Source organism: Serratia sp. CY33802, from assembly GCF_052169095.1.
Classification (GTDB): Bacteria; Pseudomonadota; Gammaproteobacteria; order Enterobacterales; family Enterobacteriaceae; genus Serratia; species Serratia bockelmannii.
Genome location: NZ_JBJNLL010000002.1, coordinates 562,903 through 579,494, shown reverse-complemented (window position 1 = coordinate 579,494; position 16,592 = coordinate 562,903). Strand labels below are relative to the sequence as shown.

12 protein-coding genes are annotated in these 16,592 nt (G+C 61.4%); 6 read left to right on the top strand and 6 right to left on the bottom strand.

Going from position 1 to position 16,592, the window contains the following annotated elements; translation table 11 throughout:
* Positions 1-23 precede the first annotated feature (23 nt).
* From cydC to trxB, 5 genes are all read right to left on the bottom strand, one after another.
* On the bottom strand, positions 24-1,763 hold the full coding sequence (gene cydC, locus ACJ8HA_RS09305) for a heme ABC transporter ATP-binding protein/permease CydC (RefSeq protein WP_043137717.1): 1,740 nt from the start codon (positions 1,761-1,763) through the stop codon (positions 24-26).
* A 2-nt stretch (positions 1,764-1,765) separates the two neighbouring features.
* On the bottom strand, positions 1,766-3,532 hold the full coding sequence (gene cydD, locus ACJ8HA_RS09300; protein ID WP_049204243.1) for a heme ABC transporter permease/ATP-binding protein CydD: 1,767 nt from the start codon (positions 3,530-3,532) through the stop codon (positions 1,766-1,768).
* A 175-nt stretch (positions 3,533-3,707) separates the two neighbouring features.
* Positions 3,708-4,325, bottom strand: a complete 618-nt coding sequence (gene gstA, locus ACJ8HA_RS09295) for a glutathione transferase GstA (RefSeq protein WP_049204244.1) — start codon at positions 4,323-4,325, stop codon at positions 3,708-3,710.
* A 93-nt stretch (positions 4,326-4,418) separates the two neighbouring features.
* Positions 4,419-5,306 carry a LysR family transcriptional regulator gene (locus ACJ8HA_RS09290; protein WP_089180735.1) on the bottom strand — a complete coding sequence of 296 codons (888 nt, stop codon included), beginning with the start codon at positions 5,304-5,306 and terminating at the stop codon, positions 4,419-4,421.
* Positions 5,307-5,382: 76 nt separating this feature from the next.
* Positions 5,383-6,354 carry a thioredoxin-disulfide reductase gene (trxB, locus tag ACJ8HA_RS09285; RefSeq protein ID WP_049204246.1) on the bottom strand — a complete coding sequence of 324 codons (972 nt, stop codon included), beginning with the start codon at positions 6,352-6,354 and terminating at the stop codon, positions 5,383-5,385.
* A gap of 654 nt (positions 6,355-7,008) precedes the next feature.
* Between trxB and lrp the strand changes: the two genes are divergently transcribed.
* The 5 genes from lrp to serS all read left to right on the top strand — a co-directional run bounded on the left by lrp (position 7,009) and on the right by serS (position 14,848).
* A complete protein-coding gene (gene lrp / locus ACJ8HA_RS09280; RefSeq protein ID WP_004928318.1) occupies positions 7,009-7,503 on the top strand; it encodes a leucine-responsive transcriptional regulator Lrp in 495 nt (164 codons plus the stop codon).
* 120 nt (positions 7,504-7,623) lie between these two features.
* Positions 7,624-11,283: a DNA translocase FtsK 4TM domain-containing protein gene (locus ACJ8HA_RS09275; RefSeq protein ID WP_442515304.1), complete on the top strand. Its 3,660-nt coding sequence runs from the start codon at positions 7,624-7,626 to the stop codon at positions 11,281-11,283.
* Between the two features lie 197 nt (positions 11,284-11,480).
* Positions 11,481-12,092 (top strand): outer membrane lipoprotein chaperone LolA, encoded by a 612-nt coding sequence (gene lolA, locus ACJ8HA_RS09270; protein ID WP_004928303.1) that lies wholly within the window; start codon positions 11,481-11,483, stop codon positions 12,090-12,092.
* 67 nt (positions 12,093-12,159) lie between these two features.
* Positions 12,160-13,446 carry a replication-associated recombination protein A gene (locus ACJ8HA_RS09265; protein WP_049208098.1) on the top strand — a complete coding sequence of 429 codons (1,287 nt, stop codon included), beginning with the start codon at positions 12,160-12,162 and terminating at the stop codon, positions 13,444-13,446.
* A gap of 109 nt (positions 13,447-13,555) precedes the next feature.
* The gene (serS, locus tag ACJ8HA_RS09260; protein WP_089180737.1) at positions 13,556-14,848 is read left to right on the top strand and encodes a serine--tRNA ligase; all 1,293 of its coding nucleotides are present in this window, start codon (positions 13,556-13,558) and stop codon (positions 14,846-14,848) included.
* Positions 14,849-14,899: 51 nt separating this feature from the next.
* Here the strand turns inward: serS and ACJ8HA_RS09255 are convergent, their stop codons facing one another.
* Positions 14,900-15,265, bottom strand: coding sequence for a DUF1801 domain-containing protein (locus ACJ8HA_RS09255; protein ID WP_142590579.1), 366 nt, complete (start codon positions 15,263-15,265; stop codon positions 14,900-14,902).
* Between the two features lie 163 nt (positions 15,266-15,428).
* On the opposite strand from ACJ8HA_RS09255, the gene ACJ8HA_RS09250 reads away from it, so the two are divergent.
* On the top strand, positions 15,429-16,580 hold the full coding sequence (locus ACJ8HA_RS09250) for an MFS transporter (protein ID WP_033637849.1): 1,152 nt from the start codon (positions 15,429-15,431) through the stop codon (positions 16,578-16,580).
* Positions 16,581-16,592: the final 12 nt, after the last annotated feature.

Genomic DNA, 16,592 nt, shown 5'->3' with positions numbered 1-16,592 from the left:
TCTCTGCGTCCTCTACGGGCCGATTACGGCGCCAGGTTGCTGATACGGTTGCGAAAGCGTGCATAGCGGCCCTGCTGGCGCATCAGGGTGGCGTGATCGCCCTGTTCGACAATTTGGCCGTCATCCATTACGCAAATGCGGTCGAGATGTTCCAGGCCGTACAAACGGTGCGTCACCAGGATCAGCGTCTTGCCCTGACAATGCCGGCGCAGCAGCGCCAGGATCTGCTGTTCGGTTTCGGCGTCCAGCCCTTCGGTCGGTTCGTCAAGCAGCAGCAGCGGGGCCGGATGCAGCAGCGCGCGGGCGATACCCAGTCGGCGCTGTTCGCCGCCGGACAGCTGCCGGCCGCCTTCGCCCAACCAGGCGTTCAGCCCGCCGTCGCTGTCCAGCAATTTGCCCAGCCCAACCTGCTGCAGTACGTCACTCAGGCGAGCGTCGTCGGCATTCGGTGCGGCCAACCGCAGGTTTTCCCGCAGCGTATCGCTGAAGATATGCACTCGCTGGCTGACGACCGTGGTCATCCGACGCAGCGTGGTTTCATCATAATCCTCCAGCGGTTCGCCGTTGAGCAGAATTTTGCCGCCGTCGGTGCGCCAGGCGCGGGTCAGCAGCTGCAGCAGGGTGGACTTGCCGCAGCCGGTGCGGCCGAGCAAGGCGATGTGTTCGCCGGCCGCGACCTCGAGCGTGACGTCGCGCAGCACCGGTTGCGGCTGATCGGGATAGGTGAAACTCAGCTGCTGCAGGCTGAGCTGAGCGCGATCGGCCGCGGCCGGGCCGACGGCAGGGAAGGTGACCTCCGGCTGACGATCGATGATCTGTTTGACCCGCGTGGCGGAGGCGATCACCTGGCCGAGGTGCTGGAAGGCGCCGGCGACCGGCATCAGCGCTTCGAACGACGCCAGTGCGGCGAAGACAAACAGCGCGATCAGGGCTCCGGGCTGGGTATCGCCGCCGATGCCGGCGGCGGTCAGCCACAGCAGCAGCGTCACCGTCAGCCCGCTGGCGAGGATCATCAGCGCCTGCGCCTTGCCGCTCAGCGAGGCCTGCTGCCACTGGCGGCGTTGCCACCGCTGTTCGGTGGCGTTCAGCGTCTGGCGGAAGTCGTTGACGGCGCCGAACACCACCAGTTCCGCCTGCCCCTGCAGCCAGGCGGTCAGGTCGGTACGGTATTGGCCGCGCAGCGCGGTGAGTTGGCCGCCGATCGGTTTGCCGGCGCGGTAGAACACCGGCGGCACCAGCAGCAACAGCAGCAACAGAATGCCGCCCAACGTCAGGGCGAGCGCAGGATCCAGCCAGCTCAGGCCGTAGGTGACCACCAGGATCACCACCGCCGCGCTGATCAGCGGCGAGATCACCCGCAGATAAAGGTGATCCAGCGTGTCCACGTCCGCCACCAGGCGGTTGAGCAGGTCGGCCTGGCGAAAGCGAGCGATGCCGCCCGGCGCCAGCGGCAGGATCTTGCTGAAGGTGAACACTCGCAAGTGCGACAGCACGCGGAAGGTGGCGTCGTGGCTGACCACGCGCTCGGCGTAGCGCCCGGCGGTGCGGAAGATCGCCGCGCCGCGCACGCCGGCGGCCGGCAGCATGTAGTTGAAGGTCAGCAGGCCCGCCAATCCGGCCAGCGAAGAGGCGGCCAGGAACCAGCCGGAAAGCGCCAGCAGGCCGATGCTGGCCAGCAGGGTGACGATCGCCAAAAGGATGCCCAGGCTAATCAGCAGGCTATGGCGGCGATACAACGCCAAAAACGGCAGCAAAACGCGCATGATTAAAGCTCCCCGCGGCGATGGGCGATCAGAGTGGCGAACAGGCCCGGCTGGGCGCTGAGGGTGGCGTAATCGCCCTGTTGCACGATGCGCCCGTTATCCATCACCCAGATCTGATCGTAGTCTTCGGTGTCTTCCAACTGGTGCGTGACCAGTAGGGTGGTTTGCTGATGCGAAGCGGCATTCAACGCCTGCATCACCCGTTGTTCGCTGTGGGCATCGAGACTGGCGGCCGGTTCATCCAGCAGCAGCAAGCGGCGCGGGCCGATCAGCGCCCGGGCGACCGCCACGCGCTGCGCCTGGCCGACCGACAGGCGGGCGGCGTTGTCGCCTACTTCGGTGTCGAGCCCCTGCGGCAGATACGGCAACAGTTCGCTGACGTAGGCGAGTTCCACCGCCTGCTGCAGCTGCGCTTCGTCGGCCTGCGGGCAGCCCAGCAGGATATTGGCGCGCAAGGTTTGCGCCGGCAGGTGTGGGTTCTGACCGACCCAGCTCAGCTGTTGCCTCCAGTTTTCTGCGGACAGTTCACGCAGCTCGATGCCGTTGACGGTCAACGAGCCGCGGTAGGGCAGGAAGCCGAGCAGCAGATTGAGCAGCGAGCTTTTGCCGGCGCCGCTCAGCCCGACCAGCGCTACGCGCTGCTGCGGTTGCAGGGTGAAACTCAGCGGCCCGGCCAGCAGTACGCCGTTCGGCGACAGGATTTCCAATGCGTTCGCCTGCAGCGTCAGCGGTTGATCGGCGGGCAGTTGCCGCGTGCCGTTGCCCATCTGCTCGCCTTCGGCGCTGAGGAAGGTTTCCAGCGCTTCCGCCGCGCCGACCGCCTGCGCCTTGGCATGGTAGAAGGTGCCGAGATCGCGCAGCGGTTGGAAAAACTCCGGCGCCAGAATCAGCACCAGAAAACCGGAAAACAGCGTTACGCCGAGGCCGTAGCTGCCGAAGTTGAGTTCGCCGAGGTAAGAAAAGCCGAAGTACACCGCCACCACGGCGATGGAAATCGAAGCGAAGAACTCCAGCACGCCGGAAGAGAGGAAGGCCATACGCAGCACTTCCATGGTGCGGCTGCGGAAGTCTTCGGAGGATTTGGCGATCTGCGCCGTTTCGGCCTGCGCGCGGTCGAACAACCGCAGGGTGTCCAGGCCGCGCAGGCGGTCGAGGAAGTTGCCGCTCAATCGCGCCAGCGCCACGAAGTTGCGGCGGTTGGCATCGGCGGCTCCCATGCCGACCAGCGCCATGAACAGCGGGATCAGCGGCGCGGTCGCCAGCAAAATGATGCCTGCGGCCCAATTGATCGGGAAGACGGCGATCAGGATCAGCAGCGGGATGAAGACTGCCAGATACATCTGCGGCAGATAGCGCGAGTAATAGTCCTGCATATCCTCGATCTGCTCGACGATGATGCTGGCCCAACTGCCCGCCGGTTTGCCCTGGATCCAGGCCGGGCCGAGCTGCTGCAGTTTATCCAGCACCTGCTGGCGCATGCGCTGACGGATCACCTGGCCACACAGGAAACCGACCCGTTCCCGCAGCCAGCTTAACAGCGCCCGTAGCGCGAACGCGGCGGCCAGCCAGATAAACGAAGGGATCAGCTGTTCGCGCGGGGTATGTTCGATGATCAGGGCGTGCAGCAGGCTGGCCAGCAGCCACGCCTGCGCCACGATCAGCAGGCCGCTGAACAGCCCCAACAGCATGGAAAGGCGCAGCCAACGCTGCGCCAACGAACTCTGGGTTTTAAGCCAACGGGTTAACTGTTGCTGTCTGTTTTTTTTCATCAGATATGCGTCTGCGTCGCCGGTGCCCGTTTGTTACAGGCTGGGTTAACGTACTGTTAAATAATAGTGTTTGGCGCAATCGGCGACAAACAAGCGAGGTCCCATGTTACCTCGTCACCCGGCAGACTGAAAATAATAAAGCGGCCAAATGTGGCTATAACAGACGCGTTACCGACTATTTGACTTGCTCACTCGTGGCCTCGGCTTCCAGAGCGGCGCGCACCGACGCTCGCTCTGCGATCCGCGTCACATAATGCTGGAGCGGTGGCCACTCGCTCAGCGAAATCTCGAAGCGCGCCATCCAGCGCAACACGGTAAACAGATAAGCGTCAGCGACGCTGAAATACGTTCCCAATAGGTAAGTTTGTTGTGCCAACGCTTGCGCGAGATAACCCAATCGCCGTCTCAACTTGTCGCGCAGCAACGCCTTGGCATCTTCGGGCAGGGCATCATTGAACAAGGGGGCGGCACCGGCATGGATCTCGCTGGTGATGAAATTAAGCCATTCCTGCAGCCTTACCCGCTCAAAGGCCGTCGGTGGCGGTGCCAGCCGGCTCTCTGGGCGCTGGTCGGCGAGGTATTGAACGATGGCGGGGCCTTCGGTGATCACGTTGCCGTCGTCCAGCTGCAGGGCGGCGACGTAACCTTTTGGGTTGATGCGATAGAAATCCTCACCGTCGGCGCAGCGCTTGCTGCGATTGTTTACCCTGACCAGGGTGAAAGGGATCGCTAATTCCCGCAGGACGATATGTGGGGCCAGCGAGCAGGCATCGGGAGCAAAATACAGCTTCATGCTATTTCCTTGTGGGTCAATGAGAGCGCTTGCCACAGCATGCCGACGCGGATGCCGGCGGGAAAATGGAAATTTCAGAAAGCCGCTATTAGCTCAGCGACTGGCCAGGGTTTGCTCCTGTTTGCGCAGGTAATTCAGCAGGGTTTGGACGGGCGGTAGGACCGCCGCCTCGGATGAGCAGGCCAGGCCGAAACGACGATAAACCGGCGCAACGAGCGGCAGAGCGCAAACTCCGAGCGCATCGGGCGGGATCACCGACGCGGGCATCAGCGCAACGCCCGTGCCTTCTCTGACCAGCGTCAACGCCGTTTGCCAGTCGCTGACGGTGGCGCGGATATCGGCCAGTGCCAGGCCCGACTGCTGCGCCAAACTTTGCGCATTCACATCACATCCGCCGGTCGCCAGGATGAAAGGCAGCCGGAACAGGGCATCCAGCGCCACCGGCCGCCGCGCTCGCGCCAGCGGGTGCGCGCTGGGCACGACCGCTAACCAGGTGTCTTCCCCCAAAGGGAAACACAGCCGCTCCGGTGCCGGATTGAGCACCACGCCGATGTCTGCCGTTGCCGATGTTAACCAGCTCTCCACTTCGTGGTCGGTGCCCTCGAGCGTAATCAGCTCAATGTCGGGATACAGACGGCGAAACTTGCGCAGCAGCGGCGGCAACAGCGTGCTAAATGCCGACGGGAAACTGGCCAGGCGTATTTTGCCCGCGTGCGCATTACCGGCTTGCTGCGCGCATTGTTGAATGGCCCGCAGTCCTTCCAACATCGTGCGGGCATGGGCGACGATCTGCAGGCCGCTTTGGGTCAGGACGACATTGTGTGGCTGGCGCACCAAAAGCCGGGTGCTCAGCATCGTCTCCAGTTGAGCGATGGCCTGGCTGGCGGCAGACTGCGTCATGCCGCAGAGCGCCGCAGCCTGAGTGATGGTGCCGTTGTCGGCGACGGCAACCAGCAAGCGCCAGTGAAGAAGATTATGCATCGGCGTGCATCCTCCTGGGGGCTGAAGACAAAAAAAAGCGGCTCGAGAGCCGCTTTTCGCTGATGAAGAGAACGTCTTAGCAGACTTCTGCGCCGGCGATGCCGTCCAGGTAACGCTCTGCGTCCAGCGCCGCCATACAGCCGGTGCCGGCGGAGGTGATCGCCTGACGGTAGATGTGATCCATCACGTCGCCAGCGGCGAAGACGCCGGGGATGGTGGTTTGGGTCGCATTGCCGTGAATGCCGGACTGCACCTTGATGTAGCCGTTTTCCAGCTCCAGCTGGCCGCCGAAGATGCCGGTGTTCGGGCTGTGGCCGATGGCGATGAACACGCCGGCCAGTTCCAGTTCACGGGTTTCGTTTTCCGCTTTGGTGCTGCGGATACGCACGCCGGTCACGCCCATTTCATCGCCCAGCACTTCGTCCAGCGTATGGTCGGTGTGCAGCACGATGTTGCCGCTTTTCACTTTTTCCATCAGCCGGTCGATCAGGATCTTCTCTGAACGGAAGCTGTCGCGGCGGTGGATCAGGTGAACCTCGGCGGCGATGTTGGACAGGTACAGCGCTTCTTCAACGGCAGTGTTGCCGCCGCCGACCACGGCGACTTTCTGGTTACGGTAGAAGAAACCGTCGCAGGTCGCACAGGCGGAAACGCCTTTGCCCTTGAAGGCGTCTTCGGAAGGGAGGCCAAGGTAGCGGGCGGAGGCACCGGTCGCAATGATCAGCGCGTCGCAGCTGTATTCGCCGCTGTCGCCGAACAGGCGGAACGGACGCTGCTGCAGATCGACGCTGTTGATATGATCGAAGACGATCTCAGTCTGGAACTTCTCCGCGTGTTCGCGCATGCGCTCCATCAGCGCCGGACCGGTCAGGCCTTCGGCGTCGCCCGGCCAGTTTTCCACTTCGGTAGTGGTGGTCAGCTGGCCGCCTTGCTCCAGACCGGTGATCAGCACCGGGCTCAGGTTGGCGCGCGCCGCGTAGACGGCGGCGGTGTAACCGGCCGGGCCGGAGCCCAGAATCAGTAATTTGCTATGTTTAGCCGTGCCCATGAATAACCTCTTTATTCCACAATGGCGGACAATGAAGCCGATTGTAGGGAAAATGGCGCATTAAAAAAAGCGCCGGGCGACGTTGTTAACGATTTGTATGATAGTTGTCGCCTATTAATGCGCCCGCTGTCGGCAAATCGTACGCCGAACGCAGAAATTTACCTTATCAAAGCCGCATTCGGCTACCGAATCGCCAACCGCGCAAAAACGGCGCATTCTGCGACTTCAGCCGCTCCCTACCGGGGTTTATCTGCCAGCGATTCATAACCAAAAATGGGATGCAGACTTTTCATGACGGTACGTTGTTCTGATTTTGCTTCTTTTACTTTGACAATCCGCTGCGCATTTGCGAAAACATCATAGGAAGAAGAAATTATCCCCGTAACACCAGCAAATCGTACGTATTTGCGCCGCGAGGCGGCAATGCGTGGTGGATGTGCGGAGCAGGGCGCGCAAGCGTTTGCTGATTTTTTCTCGACCTAAACGTCGTTGCCGGCGTCGCGCGGGGTTGGACAGACAGGCTGCGCGGCGTGGAATGATGGTAGTGAAGAAGCACATGACAGGCATCGGGTCTTCGCTTGGAACGAACCCTTACACATTGACGTTGGCTAGGGTGTGGCAAGTGCACGGAAGAAAATAAGAGAGACAATAATAATGGCAGACAACAAGAAACGCCCGGGTAAAGATCTCGACCGTATCGACCGCAACATCCTGAATGAGCTGCAGAAGGATGGGCGTATTTCGAACGTCGAGCTTTCGAAGCGCGTGGGGTTATCCCCGACACCATGTTTAGAACGCGTGCGCCGTCTCGAGCGCCAGGGTTTCATTCATGGCTATACCGCATTGCTTAACCCGCATTATCTGGATGCGTCCCTGCTGGTTTTCGTGGAGATCACGCTGAACCGTGGCGCGCCGGATGTGTTTGAGCAATTCAACTCGGCAGTGCAGAAGCTTGAAGAGATTCAGGAGTGTCATCTGGTTTCCGGTGATTTCGACTACCTGTTGAAAACCCGCGTACCGGACATGTCGGCGTACCGCAAACTGCTGGGCGAAACCTTGCTGCGTTTGCCGGGGGTTAACGACACCCGTACCTACGTAGTGATGGAAGAAGTGAAACAGAGTAACCGTCTGGTTATCAAAACACGGTAAGGTGCAGGTGCAAAACCTGATTAAATTGGTTACACTCCTGTTTATTCATACAGTTTCGGCGCCGGGGAAGCTTCTCGGCGCTGTTGCTATGTCAGCTAACAGGAACCTGGAGAGCCTTTCTTGAGCCAGGAATATACAGAAGATAAAGAAGTTACCCTGAAAAGACTCAGCAGTGGCCGGCGTTTGCTGGAGGCTGCGCTTATCGTGGTAGCGATTTTTGCCGTTTACCTCATGGCTGCGTTGGTCAGTTTCAATCCGTCTGACCCAAGCTGGTCGCAGACCGCGTGGCATGAGCCGATTCACAATTTGGGCGGCGGTGTTGGGGCCTGGTTGGCCGACACGCTGTTCTTCACCTTCGGGGTGCTCGCCTACGCGATACCGCCGATCATGCTGATCCTGTGCTGGGCAGCCTATCGCCAACGCGGCAACAAAGACTACGTCGACTATTTCGCGCTCTCCCTGCGCCTGATCGGTACCTTGGCGTTAGTGCTTACCTCCTGCGGGTTGGCGGCGCTGAACGTTGACGATCTCTATTACTTCGCTTCCGGCGGCGTGATCGGCAGCCTGCTGAGCAACGCCATGTTGCCGTGGTTCAACGGCATCGGCGCTACGCTGGCGCTGCTGTGCGTGTGGGCTGCGGGGCTGACGCTGTTTACCGGCTGGTCCTGGCTGGTGATCGCCGAGAAGATCGGCGGTGCGGTGTTGGGCGTCGCGACGGTGATGACCAATCGCTCACGCCGCGAAGATCGCTATTTCGAGGATGACGAGCGTTACGTTGACGACGAGCCTGAGCAGGCAGGGAAGGGCGCCGCTGCAGCGGTTGCGGCGACCGCCGCCGGAGCCGCGGCTGCCGATGACGACGTGCTGTTCTCCGCACCCTCGGTCACCGAAAGCGCCAAAGAGGCGGGGGAAGACGCCGCCGATCCGTTGCTCAGCGGCCTGCGAGCCGACGATAGTGAGGTTGAAGCCGACGCCGCGCCAATCGCGCCGGCGGCTTCGCCTGCACCAGCGGTGAAGGCAGAGATCCACGAGCCCGTTGCCGCGCCGATCGCCACACAGGCGCCGTCGGTAACGGTGGCGCCGGCCGCGCCGGCCTCGGTCAATCAGCACCCGGTGAGCACCCCGGCGCAAGACGCCACGCCGCCGCTGTATTCCTTCGAAATCCCGGAAGAAACACCAGCGCCTAAGGCGACGCGCCCTGTCGATCCTTATCAGGATGACGATGAGCCGCGCCTGGGCAATTGGCAAGAGCCGGCCCCGCAGCCGGCAGCGCGTTCTCCCTTTGATTTTACCGCCGCGCAGCGCGACAGTGCCGACGTCAGCGGAGCAGGTGGTTTCAGCGCCACCGGCGCCAAGCCACAACTGGATACGGCAGCCGCTGCCGCTGTGGGCGCCGCGGCGGCGACCTTTATGCCGGCCTTCACGGCGACCAGCGACGGCAATTCTCAGGTTAAACAGGGTATCGGCCCTGAGTTGCCGCGGCCGAATCCGGTGCGTATTCCGACCCGTCGTGAGCTGGCTTCCTACGGCATCAAGCTGCCTTCGCAGCGTGCTGCCGAACAGGAACAGCGCCAGGCGGAGCCTCAACAGCCGACGGCGGTGAGCCCGCAGGAAGAAGAGGCGCAGCAAGAAGCCGCGCTGCGCCAGGCGTTCGCCGAACAGCAAAGCCAGCGCTATGGCGAAAGCTACGCGCCGGAGCAGGATGATGAACAGGCTCAGCAGGAAGCCGAGCTGAGCAAGGCGTTCGCCGAACAACAGAACCAACGTTACGGTGAAGTCCAACAGGACGATGAAGAGGCGCGGCAAGAGGCTGCGCTGCGTCAGGCTTTCGCCGAGCAGCAGCAGGCGCGTTATGGCCAGCAAGAGACTGCCCCGCAGGCGCCGGCCGCCAGCCCGGTTGATACCCGCAATGCTTTCAGCTTCTCGCCGATGGCGGATTTAGTGGACGATGGCCCGAGCGAGCCGATGTTCACGCTGTCCCCACAGCTTGAAGAGCGCATTGAACAGCAAAGCGAGCAAGAGGACGACGTGCCGTTTGGCCAGTTTGAGCCTGCGGCGCCGGCTGCCCAGCAACCGCATACGCAGCCGCAACAATACCAACAGCCGCAGCAGCAATCTTATCAGCAGCCGCAGCAACAACAGCAGTATCAACAGCCGTCGCAGCAGCAATATCAGCAACCACAGCAACCGGTGCAGCAGCAGCCTCAGCAAGCTCCGGCCGAGCCGCACCCGGCGATGGACAGCTTGATTCACCCGTTCCTGATGCGCAACGATCAGCCGCTGCAGAAGCCGACTACGCCGCTGCCGACGCTGGATCTGCTGACCGAAGCGCCGAAAGAGGTGGAGCCGGTCGACTCCTTCGCGCTGGAACAGAAAGCGCGCCTGGTGGAGGCCAGTTTGGCCGATTACCGCGTAAAAGCCGACGTGGTGGATATCCTGCCGGGGCCGGTCATCACCCGCTTCGAGTTGGATCTGGCGCCGGGCGTTAAAGCGGCGCGCATTTCCAACCTGTCGCGCGATCTGGCGCGCTCGCTGTCGACTTCGGCGGTGCGCGTGGTGGAAGTGATCCCCGGTAAGCCTTATGTCGGTCTGGAACTGCCGAACGCCAAGCGGCAAACGGTGTATCTGCGCGAAGTGCTGGACTGCCCGGCCTTCCGCGACAATCCGTCGCCGCTGTCCATCGTATTGGGTAAAGACATCTCCGGCGAACCGGTCGTGGCCGATCTGGGCAAAATGCCACACTTGCTGGTCGCCGGTACTACCGGCTCCGGTAAATCGGTCGGGGTCAACGCCATGATCCTGAGCATCCTGTATAAGGCCACGCCGAAAGAAGTGCGCTTTATCATGATCGACCCGAAAATGCTGGAGCTGTCGGTTTACGAAGGTATTCCGCACCTGTTGACCGATGTGGTCACCGACATGAAAGACGCCGCCAACGCGTTGCGCTGGTGCGTGGGTGAGATGGAACGCCGCTACAAACTGATGTCTGCCCTGGGCGTGCGTAACCTGGCCGGCTACAACGAGCGTGTCGATCAGGCCGAAGCGATGGGGCGTCCGATCCCGGATCCGTTCTGGAAACCGACCGACAGCATGGACATCACGCCGCCGGTGTTGGAGAAAGAGCCGTACATCGTGGTGATGGTCGACGAATTCGCCGACCTGATCATGACGGTTGGCAAGAAGGTTGAAGAGTTGATCGCTCGCCTGGCGCAAAAAGCGCGTGCGGCGGGTATCCACCTGGTGCTGGCAACCCAGCGTCCTTCGGTGGATGTGATCACCGGCCTGATCAAGGCCAACATTCCGACGCGTATCGCCTTTACCGTGTCGAGCAAGATCGACTCCCGCACCATCCTCGATCAGGGGGGCGCCGAGTCCTTGCTGGGTATGGGTGACATGCTCTATCTGGCGCCGAACTCCTCGATCCCGGTGCGTGTACATGGCGCATTCGTGCGCGATCAGGAAGTGCACGCGGTGGTCAAGGATTGGAAAGCGCGCGAGCGGCCCCAATATAAAGAGGGCATTCTCAGCGGCGGCGAAGATGGCGAGGGCGGTGCCGGTGGCGGGATGGACGGCGACGAAGAGCTGGATCCGTTGTTTGACCAGGCGGTGGATTTCGTGGTGGATAAACGCCGAGCCTCCATCTCCGGCGTACAGCGCCAGTTCCGTATCGGCTATAACCGCGCCGCGCGCATCATCGAACAGATGGAGGCGCAGGGCATCGTCAGCGAGCAGGGGCACAACGGCAACCGCGAGGTGCTGGCGCCGCCGCGGCACGATTGATGGTCGCTTAGCCATTGCAATTCAATAAGAAAGGGCCGCTTAAGCGGCCCTTGTGCAAAGAAGCGTAAACCCGTTTCTTCTCGGAACATTGGCCTACCGGCCGATCGCCGGCTTCAGGTAAAGTAACGGAGTAAAGGGTTGATTGACCCGCACGGCGTCGCCCTGCGGTTAACGCATTTCATAAGGTATCTGGAATAATGAAAAAACTGTTAGTTGCCTGCTGTCTGCTTTCGGGATTCGCTTCTACCTCCGTGCTGGCCGATGCCGCACAGGATCTGCAAAGTCGCCTGGCGAAGGTGAACAGTTTCCACGCCAGCTTCTCGCAAACCGTGACCAGCGCCGAAGGCGCCGCGGTGCAACAGGGTGAAGGCGAGCTGTGGGTGAAGCGGCCGAACCTGTTCAACTGGCACATGACGTCACCCGATGAGAGCGTGCTGGTTTCCGATGGCCAGACCCTGTGGTTCTACAACCCGTTCGTCGAGCAGGTGACGGCGACCTGGCTGAAGAACGCCACCGGCAATACGCCGTTTATGCTGATCACCCGCAATAACGCCAGCGACTGGAAGCAGTACAACGTGAAGCAAAAGGGCGATGATTTCGAATTGACGCCGAAGTCTGCCAGCGGCAACCTGAAGCAATTCGCCATCAGCGTGACCAACAGCGGTACCATCCGCAGCTTTGCCGCGGTGGAGCAGGACGGTCAGCGCAGTTCCTACACGCTGAAAAGCCAGCAGAACGTCGCCGCCGATCCGGCCAAATTCAAATTTACCCCGCCGAAGGGGGTGACGCTGGACGACCAGCGCCAGTGAGGTGCAAGTGAGTAATAATCTGTCGCTCGATTTTTCCCAGAATGAGTTCCAGCCGTTGGCCGCGCGTATGCGGCCGACCACGCTGGCGCAGTATATCGGCCAGCAGCACCTGCTGGCCGCCGGCAAGCCGCTGCCGCGCGCCATCGAGGCCGGGCAGCTGCACTCGATGATTTTATGGGGGCCGCCGGGCACCGGGAAGACGACGCTGGCAGAGCTGATCGGCCGTTACGGTCAGGCGGATGTCGAACGGATCTCCGCCGTGACCTCCGGTATCAAGGAGATCCGCGAGGCGATCGAGCGGGCGCGGCAAAATCGCGACGCCGGCCGCCGCACTATCCTGTTCGTCGACGAAGTGCACCGTTTCAATAAGAGCCAGCAGGACGCTTTCCTGCCGCACATCGAAGACGGCACCATCACCTTTATCGGCGCCACCACCGAAAACCCGTCGTTCGAACTGAACTCGGCGCTGTTGTCCCGCGCCCGCGTTTACCTGTTGAAGGCGCTGACCGCCGAAGATATCGGCCAGGTGCTGGATCAGGCGATGAGCGACAAGGCGCGCGGCTTTGGCAATCAGAACGTCGAGTTGCCGGCGGAAACGCGGCGCCTGCTGTCCGAGCTGGTGGGCGGCGATGCGCGCCGGGCGCTGAACAGCCTGGAAATGATGGCGGACATGGCGGAGATCGATGCCAAAGGCGTGCGGGTGCTGACGCCGGAGCTGCTGAAAGAGGTTTCAGGCGAGCGCAGCGCGCGCTTCGACAACAAGGGCGACCGTTATTACGACCTGATTTCCGCGCTGCATAAATCAGTGCGCGGTTCGGCGCCGGACGCCGCGCTGTACTGGTATGCGCGCATTATTACCGCCGGCGGCGATCCGCTCTATGTGGCGCGCCGTCTGTTGGCGATTGCCTCTGAAGACGTGGGCAACGCCGATCCGCGCGGCATGCAGGTGGCGATCGCCGCCTGGGATTGTTTCACCCGCGTGGGGCCGGCAGAGGGCGAGCGCGCCATCGCGCAGGCGATTGTTTACCTGGCCTGCGCGCCGAAGAGCAACGCGGTTTACACCGCGTTCAAGGCCGCCATGCGCGACGCCAAAGAGCAGGCCGATTATGACGTGCCGGAGCACCTGCGCAACGCGCCGACCAAGCTGATGAAGGAGATGGGGCTGGGGGCGGAGTACCGCTACGCCCACGACGAACCCAACGCCTACGCCGCCGGCGAGAACTATTTCCCGCCCGAAATGGCCAAGACACGCTACTATCAACCGACCTCGCGTGGGCTTGAAGGGAAAATCGGCGAAAAGTTGGCATGGCTGGCTGAGCAGGATCAAAATAGCCCGACAAAACGCTACCGCTAGCGAGGCCGTTGCGGTAAGGTTAGCGGGTATCACTCTTCTTTTATGCGGCTATAAATCAGCCGCATAGAACAACAACACTTCTTTCAATAACAACAAGCACAGGATTAGCATGCTCGATCCCAATCTGCTGCGTAATGAGCTAGACGCAGTCGCCGTCAAACTGGCTCGCCGAGGCTTTAAACTCGATCTGGATCTGCTGCGTTCGCAGGAAGAACGCCGCAAAGTTCTGCAGGTAGAAACTGAAACGCTGCAAGCGGAACGCAACTCCCGATCGAAATCCATCGGCGCGGCCAAAGCGCGTGGGGAAGACATCGAGCCGCTGCGTCGCGAAGTGAACGAGCTGGGTGACAAGCTGGATGCCGCCAAGGCAGAGCTGGACACGCTGCAGAGCGAGATCCGCGATTACGCCTTGACGCTGCCTAACCTGCCGGACGACGCCGTGCCGGATGGTAAAGACGACAGTGAAAACCTGGAAGTCGCCCGCTGGGGCGAACCGCGCCAGTACGACTTCGCGGTGCGCGATCACGTCGATCTGGGCGAAATGGCCGGCGGGCTGGATTTTGCCGCCGCGGTTAAGCTGACCGGTTCGCGCTTCGTGGTCATGAAGGGGCAAATCGCCCGCATGCACCGCGCGCTGTCCCAGTTCATGCTGGATCTGCACACCGAGCAGCACGGCTACCTGGAGGCCTACGTGCCTTACCTGGTCAACCACGCCACGCTGTACGGTACCGGCCAACTGCCGAAGTTCGGCGAAGACCTGTTCCATACCCGTCCGCTGGAAGAAGAAGCCGACAGCAGCAACTACGCGCTGATCCCAACGGCGGAAGTGCCGCTGACCAACCTGGTGCGCGACGAGATCGTCGAAGAGGAAACTCTGCCGCTGAAGATGACCGCGCACACGCCATGCTTCCGTGCGGAAGCCGGTTCTTACGGCCGTGACACCCGCGGTTTGATCCGCATGCACCAGTTCGACAAGGTCGAAATGGTGCAGATCGTCCGTCCGGAAGATTCGATGGATGCCCTGGAAGAGCTGACCGGCCATGCGGAAAAAGTGCTGCAGCTGCTGAACCTGCCTTACCGCAAGGTGCTGCTGTGCACCGGCGACATGGGCTTCGGCGCCTGCAAGACCTACGATCTGGAAGTGTGGCTGCCGGCGCAGAACACCTACCGCGAGATCTCGTCCTGCTCCAACATGTGGGACTTCCAGGCGCGCCGCATGCAGGCTCGCTGCCGCAGCAAGGCCGACAAGAAGCCGCGTCTGGTCCACACGCTGAACGGTTCCGGCCTGGCGGTCGGCCGTACGCTGGTGGCGGTGCTGGAAAACTACCAGCAGGCCGACGGTCGCATTCAGGTGCCTGAAGTGTTGCGTCCTTATATGGGCGGCCTGGAATACATCGGCTAAACGGCAAACCACGAAAAAAGCGCCTGCGGGCGCTTTTTTTATGTCGAGAATTCAGCCCGTCGCCAGCGCATAAGCCTGTTGAATGTAGTCCGCCAGATGCTTGCTTTTCACCTCGTCGGGCGAGTGGAGCTTGATGTGCCGCCGATACTGGCCGCTGCCTTCGAGCTGGTGATAACGATCTTCCAATCGGTAGCCGTGGCCGAACTCCACCGTGACGTGATTGCGGTAGGCGAAAACGCCGCAGAAAAATTGGCTATGCGAGAACATGATGCCGCCGTATTTGACCGATTCGGTTACGCCGTTGCCGCTCGCCGCAGCAATCCGCCGCACCTGCTGCATAATGGCCAGCAGGTCACCTTGCGTGCTGCCGATGTCCGCCAGCAGGGCCTCTACCGCCGCATCATTTGCCTGACTCATCTTGCTTCTCCGTCGTCAAATTCGCTCTGCGCTGAGCATAGCGCTTTTTCAGCCGGTTAGCCGGAAACAAATCGTGCGGTGGAATGATAAGAGGCGATTGACTTTTTTATCGCCAGTGGCATGATGCGCGCACTCTCATTGCGCGTTCGGTCACAATTTCACTATGTCCGCATACTCCCGCCCAGTGCTCCTATTGCTCTGCGGCCTTTTGCTGCTCACGGTATCCATTGCCGTTTTGAATACGTTAGTGCCGCTTTGGTTAACCCATGCTCAGCTGTCAACCTGGCAGGTGGGAATGGTCAGCTCCTCTTATTTCAGCGGTAACCTGTTGGGCACGTTGGTGGCGGGCAAACTGATCCAGCGCGTCGGTTTTACCCGCAGCTATCATCTTTCTTGCCTGGTGTTCGCCGCCGCGACCGCCGGCATGGTGCTGTCGATCGATTTTTGGAGCTGGCTGGGCTGGCGTTTCTTCGCCGGCGTCGGCTGCGCCTGGATCTGGGTGATCGTGGAGAGCGCGCTGTTGCGCAGCGGTAACCTGAGCAACCGCGGCCAGCTGCTGGCGGCCTATATGATTGTCTATTACCTCGGTACGGTGACCGGGCAATTGCTGTTGAGCATGACCTCGACCGAATTGCTGCACGTGGTGCCGTGGGTGACCGCGATCGTGATCAGCGCCATGCTGCCAATGCTGTTTGCGCGGGTCAACCGCCATGAAGACGAGCCGCAGCAGGCGGCGGTGTGGACAATGTTAAGACGTCGCAGCGCGCGCCTCGGCATCAACGGCTGCATCATTTCCGGCATCGTGCTCGGTTCTCTGTATGGTCTGATGCCGCTGTATCTCTCCCATCAGGGCATGAGCGACGCCAACGTCGGTTACTGGATGGCGCTGCTGGTCAGCTCCGGCATCGTTGGGCAATGGCCGGTCGGGCGCTTGGCCGATCGTTATGGGCGCCTGCTGGTGCTGCGCATTCAGGTGTTCGTGGTGATCCTCGCCAGCGTGGCGATGCTCGGCAACTACGCCATGGCGCCTTCGCTGTTCATCCTCGGCTGCGCCGGCTTTACCCTGTATCCGGTGGCGATGTCCTGGGCCTGCGAGAAGGCGCTGCCGCACGAACTGGTGGCGATGAACCAGGCGCTGTTGATGAGTTACACCATCGGCAGCCTGCTGGGCCCGTCGATGACGGCGCTGCTGATGCAAAACTACTCCGACCGTGTGCTGTTCGTGATGATCGCCGCCGTAGCGCTGGTTTACCTGCTGATGCTGCTGAAAAAGCAGAAGCCGGATCACCACCACACGCCGTTCGCCGCCGCCTGAGCATAAAAAAAC

What these genes read in the sequence shown, in the direction of transcription:
- cydC (WP_043137717.1), bottom strand. Translation starts at nt 1,763, where the DNA reads ATGCGCGTTTTGCTGCCGTTTTTGGCGTTGTATCGCCGCCATAGCCTG.
- cydD (WP_049204243.1), bottom strand. Translation starts at nt 3,532, where the DNA reads ATGAAAAAAAACAGACAGCAACAGTTAACCCGTTGGCTTAAAACCCAG.
- gstA (WP_049204244.1), bottom strand. Translation starts at nt 4,325, where the DNA reads ATGAAGCTGTATTTTGCTCCCGATGCCTGCTCGCTGGCCCCACATATC.
- ACJ8HA_RS09290 (WP_089180735.1), bottom strand. Translation starts at nt 5,306, where the DNA reads ATGCATAATCTTCTTCACTGGCGCTTGCTGGTTGCCGTCGCCGACAAC.
- trxB (WP_049204246.1), bottom strand. Translation starts at nt 6,354, where the DNA reads ATGGGCACGGCTAAACATAGCAAATTACTGATTCTGGGCTCCGGCCCG.
- lrp (WP_004928318.1), top strand. Translation starts at nt 7,009, where the DNA reads ATGGCAGACAACAAGAAACGCCCGGGTAAAGATCTCGACCGTATCGAC.
- lolA (WP_004928303.1), top strand. Translation starts at nt 11,481, where the DNA reads ATGAAAAAACTGTTAGTTGCCTGCTGTCTGCTTTCGGGATTCGCTTCT.
- ACJ8HA_RS09265 (WP_049208098.1), top strand. Translation starts at nt 12,160, where the DNA reads ATGCGGCCGACCACGCTGGCGCAGTATATCGGCCAGCAGCACCTGCTG.
- serS (WP_089180737.1), top strand. Translation starts at nt 13,556, where the DNA reads ATGCTCGATCCCAATCTGCTGCGTAATGAGCTAGACGCAGTCGCCGTC.
- ACJ8HA_RS09255 (WP_142590579.1), bottom strand. Translation starts at nt 15,265, where the DNA reads ATGAGTCAGGCAAATGATGCGGCGGTAGAGGCCCTGCTGGCGGACATC.
- ACJ8HA_RS09250 (WP_033637849.1), top strand. Translation starts at nt 15,429, where the DNA reads ATGTCCGCATACTCCCGCCCAGTGCTCCTATTGCTCTGCGGCCTTTTG.